Raw genomic sequence first — 5,107 nt, forward strand, 5'->3', positions numbered from 1 at the left:
TCGCAGGTTGCTATGCAGTACGTGATCAGGAGATCAGTGTGCCTGTCGAGGGAAAGAATCGGCCAACATGGGCAGATTTTGGCACCCGAAAGGGTGAAATCAGCCAAGCCAACCTCAGATTCGCCAAACGTTGTTCATTCCGAGCAAATTCCAACCTTGGACCCACTTTCAGGGCTCGTTGCCCAGAGGCTCCCTAACGGCGCCTTGGTTCAAGTCTGTCCCAAGTGTCAGCGCAAAACCGTTGGCAGTGATTAGATCTTCTGCGAAAAACCACAGCTGTCTGGTTACGGCATAGTCAAAGCATCAACAGCCGAAGGCGTGCATGCCTTGAAGGGGGCTGCTCTCAGGGTGGGGACTGATCACCTGGCTGGCAGCCATGCCCCCTTGCAGCCGGCAGGATCGTCACGATTTTTGGATGCAGAGTGTGAAGATTCATTGTACTGTCGTTACATCTATGGGCAGCAAGTAGGCCGTCGCTTTTAGCCGACTCCAGCGATCTATTCACACAGTGCATCACAACGCAGTTCATCGCTGCTGCAGGCTGAGGATTCCATGGGCAGGATTGGAACAGCCGTGACCGTCGTGTGGTCTTCCTGCCTTCGACAACCGTCTTCCCTGCGGATCCCACAAGGCTCAGCCGCGAGGATCTCGACAGCACCTACCTGGAGCTGCGCAGCTGCTACAGCAGCTCGATCCGCAGCCGCAGCCAGCACCGCAGCCTGGCCGGCAAGGCCCGCGAGGAAGCCGCCACCCTCAAGCAGCGGTTGCTGGATCTCGCCAGGCGTGAGGCCTCGGTCCGCAAGGACGTCTACGAGATGCTTGAGATCGTCACGGCCCTGGCCGGCGACATCGAGGATGCCGGGGATGACCTGGTCAACGAGTTCGGTCGCTACCAGCTGGGCCGGAAGAGCTTCCAGGGCGGCTCCTACCTGGGCGGGCTGATGCAGGCGGTGATCCGCTTCATCAGCCGCTGGACGCGCACCAAGGACCGGGTGACGGAGCTGGACCAGAAGCGTCAGGCCTTGCTCGACAAGGCCAAGGATCTGCCGCCCCTCACCCTCGGTGGCAACGGCCACCAGGGCCCGGTGAACCAGGTGGATCCAGAGAGTCCGGCCATCGAGCTCAACAGTGAGCACTCGATGGCCGCCAGGGTCGAGGAGGCGGAGGCGAATGGGCCAGATCGCTGACACCTTGAAGGCCACCCTGCGGGAGCTGGCCCAGTCCGATGGCCGCCTCTACCGGGGCCTGGAGCAGCAACTGCGCGATGTGCCGGCGGAGACCGCGGCTGCCTCGACGCTGATCGAAACGGCGGCCGAGGCTCGGGCCACCCGGGACGACCTCAAGGACCTATCGATCAAGGCGCTCTGGGGGCTGTGCAAGCAGCGGGGCATCAAGGGCCTCAGCAGTGGGCCCAAGGATCAGCAAGTTGAGGCCCTGCTGAACCATCCCGACGGCCCGCCCCTGCGCAGCGCCCTCCCCGTCAAGGCCACCAGGGGGGGCCGGGCGTCTGGATCGCTGGCGGCTCGTGGCAAGACCAGCGGGGCTGAGCTGCAGCACCTGGAGCAACGCCTGGACCGGGTTGAGCAGCTGCTGGTGCTGATTGCTCGGCAGGTGGGGGTGTCTGCGCAGGCGATTGCCCAGCTGGTGACCGCACCATCCGCGCTTCCGCCAAGCTGAATCACCTCTGCGCCGGCGCCGGGCCATGGCGGTGAACCGGGACACCCTCGAGAAACTCGGCCGCTTCCTGCTGCGGGGCCTGCGCATCGGTGCGAGCACGGTGGCGGTGGTGGAGTTGCTGCGTAACGACTGGACCACCGGGATCAGTGCCGGAGTGGCCTGGCTGGTGTTACTGCAGGTGGAGCGGCGGCTACCGCCTCTCAGTCCGGAGCCCGAGGACTGATCCGCAGCTCGGCCCAGCCGGTGGCTGGATCGAGTTCCCGGCTGAACCGCCACTCCGGCAGCAGGCCCACCACCAGCTCGGCGGTGGTGCGCACCAGCGAGCCCGCGCAGAGGTGGCCGCCGATCACCGCCCCGGAGTTGTCGGCGATGGCGATGTGGAGGTGCGCGCCATCGGGCGAGAGGGTGCCGGCCAGGCTGAGGATCTCCAGATCGCCGGTCAGGGTGGTGATCTCCTGCCGGCCGGCCAGCCGCAGCCGGGCCACCGAGTGGCTGCCGATGCCGTTGATCAGGCAACCGGCCTGCTGGCGCTGCTGCCCCATCCAGTCCTCGAGCGCCAGGCGTAGGTCGACGCGGGGTCGGAGTCGCAGGGGTACCACCTTCATGGGCCTGGCCCTTCCAGCACTGTCCTGAACATCACCAGGGCATCCACATAGCCGAGCTGCCAGTGCCGGAACGCCTCCGGCAGTGTGCCGACGACCCGAAAGCCGTTTTTCTGCCAGCAGCGGATGCCGGCGGTGTTGGTGCTTACCACCAGGTTGCACTGCATGGCGCCGAACACCGGCTGCAGGAGGTGCCACACCTCCGGCCAGTCGGATGGCGGAATGGGGCGGATTTCCAGCGGGCGGCTCACCACCGGCTCAGTGAGAGAAGCTTCGGGCCAATGATGGATCCGAGCGGTGCTGGCGGTGGTACCGGTGTGGAACGACTCCCTCTGATCCATGACTACAGCCCGAGCCCTGAGTGAAGCCTGGCAACTTCTTCATTGCTGGCACCCTGCAATGTGAGATCCCCTCTTTTGATCCCAGGCAACAGTTTTAGGCTTGATATTGAAGAGTGCGCTTCATTCCCTATCGTGACAATCGCGGCGGGCCTCAAGGCGGCTATTTCGCCAACAAGATGATGGGCGACGCTGGGCTCCATGGCTTCCCTGGTGGCAGGCCCGTCCTTCTTGCCAGCGCCTGCAATTTGATGCTTGACACCATTCATCTATGCCAGTCGTCTTCTGTTGGCCGCAAGCTTGGAAAAGGGATGGCTCCATTTCGCCCACGCTGGACCTCCATTCTCGCTAACCATGTCAGCGATCATAAGATCAGCCAAGGACGAATAGTTATGTTCTGATGGATCATTGGAAAACCGCTGTAGCAAACGTTGAACGGTGCGTCTGCCGATAGCGGTTCACTCGTCTTTGTCGGCASSGSCGATGGCAAAGAGCTTGATCTACTTGCGGCCCAGCTTGACCTAAAACTCATCGCCGGGCTCGAGGCCCAGCTGGGCGGTGTAGGCCTTGCCGACCAGCAGGTTGCCGTTGAACTGCAGCTTCGTTTCGTAGCTGAGCTTGCGGCTGACCTTGCCAGTGCCCTTGTCGTTGCTGTTGTGAAGATGCATCCCCTTGGCCTCCAGCAGGGCTTCGTAAAAGGCAGTGAAGTTCATCCGTTCGCCGCCGTCTTTCTTGGTGCTCATATAGCCACATTTGCGCACGAATCCGATTTTCTGGCGTTGGCCAGTTTGTTGACCTTGACAAAAAGGTCGGGGCCGGAGAGCATATTCTTGGGAGCTTAATCGTTGTCCATACACTACCGCTTGCAGTTGCGATCACCAGAGCTGTGATGGGGTGAATGCCGGCTGTGTTCAGCGGCCCAGGGATTCACAGGCTTCACCATCGCCATCTCCATCCAGATACATGTCGCCTTGACGTAGGAGCTGCTGGGCGTGGGCATAGGAACCGATCACGCTGCAGCGGTAGCGGCGGCCGCCGCGTGTAGTGCCGTCATCAATCCTGCGCCCGCGCGGTGAACGGCGAAAGTCCAAGGGCCGGGTGATGCCGCCGGGCACTTGCCAGACGCCATGGCGCCGCCGGCTGGCCCGGAACTCGGCATCCAGATACACCCTTGCATCGCAGCCGCTCAGATACTGCCGATAGACGAAAGCCTGGCCGACCTCCACCAGCGCCAGGTTGAGATTCACCTCCCCGATTACCTCCGCCACCGTGCGGCCAAAGCGATCCACGGTCTGGGGCCTGAGGGTCACGCAGGCGGCTTTGTAGGTAGCTGCGGGCATTGGCGCCATTAGGGGCCTGCGCCATGGCCTCAGAGAAGCCGTTGCCCCACCAGGCGATGAGGGCAACGGCGCTGATCAGGGTCCACCTGATCACATCCTGAGCAGAGGCTCGATCTCCATCAGGAGAGCAGGCAGTTGCTCGCTCAAGGTGATCCACACCTCCTCGAGATCCACACGGTCATAGGCGTGGATCAGCACGTTCCGCATCCCGGCCATCTCCCGCCAGGGAATCTGCGGATGTAGCTGGCGGCAGTTGTCGCTCAACCCTCTTGGTGGCTTCTCCAATGATCTCGAGATTTCGCACCACCGCGTCCCGGAGAACGTCACTGGCCAGGAACGTCTCGCGATCGGGGATGGGAAAGCCTTGAACCCGTCGGATCGCGGTCAGGATGTCGCCCAGGGCATCACGGTCCCTCGGCTCCATCACAGGGGAATCGCATCCCGCTCAGCAGAGGCCAGTGCGGTTGGATTGAGATTGCGGCGGCGAATCAGATCCACGCGGCAATGCAGCGTGTCCTCCAGGGCCAGCTTCAGGGCGATGCGCTCCAGCAGGCCGGTACGGGGGGGCAGATCCACCAGGAGGTCCACATCACTATCGGGTCCGGCCTGATCACGGGCCACGGACCCGAACGCCGCCAGATTGGTGGCGCCGTGCTCAATGGCGATCTCTCGGATCCTTGGAGCCTGAGCCAGCAGTTCGTTGAGGCGCATAGCAGCCCAGAAGCCACGGGCAGCCTAAGAGAAGCGGCTCTGCTCGGCTTGCTTCCCCGGTCATGGCCACTGATTCATTGATCGATCCGTCTGGCTTGCTTTTCAGTACGGCCAACCGATCCACCGCAGCGCCGCCGGCTCCAGAGTGGGTTCAGCTGTCCTGAGCAAGGAGAGGCCATGACCACGACCCTGGAGAGAGCAACCGCGTTGAAGTGCGCCTGCGCCAAGGGGCACCCCAATGGTGAACCCTGCCACGCCGGCTGCGGCTGCGCATGCCATGGCTGCCGCTGTGGCAGCAGCCAGCGCTCCGCGTTGCAGATCAAGGCGCCGGCCTCGCCCGCGCGCGGTGCTCCTGCGGGCTGATGCCGCGCACCCGCTTGAACGCCGTGCTGAGCGCGAAAGGCGTGCTGTAGCCGAGCGCGTGGGCCACCGTGCCGAC

The 5,107-nt window shown here is 63.3% G+C and carries 8 protein-coding genes and 2 pseudogenes; 4 read left to right on the forward strand and 6 right to left on the reverse strand.

Features of this window, described 5'->3' with window-relative positions; genetic code table 11:
- The first annotated feature begins 584 nt into the window (after window positions 1-584).
- From IQ216_RS11585 to IQ216_RS11595, 3 genes are read left to right on the forward strand one after another with little or no spacing between them, the layout of a single operon-like run.
- Window positions 585-1,187: a hypothetical protein gene (locus IQ216_RS11585; protein WP_370566727.1), complete on the forward strand. Its 603-nt coding sequence runs from the start codon at window positions 585-587 to the stop codon at window positions 1,185-1,187.
- Window positions 1,188-1,191: 4 nt separating this feature from the next.
- A complete protein-coding gene (locus tag IQ216_RS11590) occupies window positions 1,192-1,677 on the forward strand; it encodes a hypothetical protein (RefSeq protein ID WP_193815574.1) in 486 nt (161 codons plus the stop codon).
- A gap of 25 nt (window positions 1,678-1,702) precedes the next feature.
- Complete coding sequence (locus tag IQ216_RS11595) at window positions 1,703-1,900, forward strand: hypothetical protein (protein ID WP_193815575.1); 198 nt, start codon at window positions 1,703-1,705, stop codon at window positions 1,898-1,900.
- On the opposite strand, the gene IQ216_RS11600 is transcribed toward IQ216_RS11595, so the two are convergent.
- Together IQ216_RS11600 and IQ216_RS11605 are read right to left on the reverse strand one after the other, a co-directional pair.
- Window positions 1,878-2,282 carry a PPC domain-containing DNA-binding protein gene (locus IQ216_RS11600; protein ID WP_193815576.1) on the reverse strand — a complete coding sequence of 135 codons (405 nt, stop codon included), beginning with the start codon at window positions 2,280-2,282 and terminating at the stop codon, window positions 1,878-1,880. The genes IQ216_RS11595 and IQ216_RS11600 overlap by 23 nt on opposite strands.
- Window positions 2,279-2,530, reverse strand: a complete 252-nt coding sequence (locus IQ216_RS11605) for a hypothetical protein (protein WP_193815577.1) — start codon at window positions 2,528-2,530, stop codon at window positions 2,279-2,281. Before IQ216_RS11605 ends, IQ216_RS11600 begins: the two co-directional genes overlap by 4 nt.
- Window positions 2,531-2,733: 203 nt before the next feature.
- On the opposite strand from IQ216_RS11605, the gene IQ216_RS11610 reads away from it, so the two are divergent.
- The gene (locus IQ216_RS11610) at window positions 2,734-3,018 is read left to right on the forward strand and encodes a hypothetical protein (protein ID WP_193815578.1); all 285 of its coding nucleotides are present in this window, start codon (window positions 2,734-2,736) and stop codon (window positions 3,016-3,018) included.
- A 99-nt stretch (window positions 3,019-3,117) separates the two neighbouring features.
- Here the strand turns inward: IQ216_RS11610 and IQ216_RS11615 are convergent.
- The 4 genes and pseudogenes from IQ216_RS11615 to IQ216_RS11630 form a co-directional block, all read right to left on the reverse strand.
- Window positions 3,118-3,443: pseudogene (locus tag IQ216_RS11615) on the reverse strand (AbrB family transcriptional regulator).
- Between the two features lie 85 nt (window positions 3,444-3,528).
- Entirely contained in the window at window positions 3,529-3,966 is a 438-nt protein-coding gene (locus IQ216_RS11620; RefSeq protein ID WP_228007444.1) for a thermonuclease family protein, read from the reverse strand.
- A gap of 81 nt (window positions 3,967-4,047) precedes the next feature.
- Window positions 4,048-4,381: pseudogene (locus IQ216_RS11625) on the reverse strand (DUF86 domain-containing protein).
- Window positions 4,381-4,668, reverse strand: a complete 288-nt coding sequence (locus IQ216_RS11630) for a nucleotidyltransferase family protein (protein ID WP_193815579.1) — start codon at window positions 4,666-4,668, stop codon at window positions 4,381-4,383. Before IQ216_RS11630 ends, IQ216_RS11625 begins: the two are co-directional and overlap by 1 nt.
- Between the last annotated feature and the right edge of the window lie 439 nt (window positions 4,669-5,107).

This window comes from Cyanobium sp. LEGE 06143, from assembly GCF_015207535.1.
Taxonomy (GTDB): Bacteria; Cyanobacteriota; Cyanobacteriia; order PCC-6307; family Cyanobiaceae; genus NIES-981.

What these genes read in the sequence shown, in the direction of transcription:
- IQ216_RS11630 (WP_193815579.1), bottom strand. Translation starts at nt 4,668, where the DNA reads ATGCGCCTCAACGAACTGCTGGCTCAGGCTCCAAGGATCCGAGAGATC.
- IQ216_RS11600 (WP_193815576.1), bottom strand. Translation starts at nt 2,282, where the DNA reads ATGAAGGTGGTACCCCTGCGACTCCGACCCCGCGTCGACCTACGCCTG.
- IQ216_RS11620 (WP_228007444.1), bottom strand. Translation starts at nt 3,966, where the DNA reads ATGGCGCCAATGCCCGCAGCTACCTACAAAGCCGCCTGCGTGACCCTC.
- IQ216_RS11595 (WP_193815575.1), top strand. Translation starts at nt 1,703, where the DNA reads ATGGCGGTGAACCGGGACACCCTCGAGAAACTCGGCCGCTTCCTGCTG.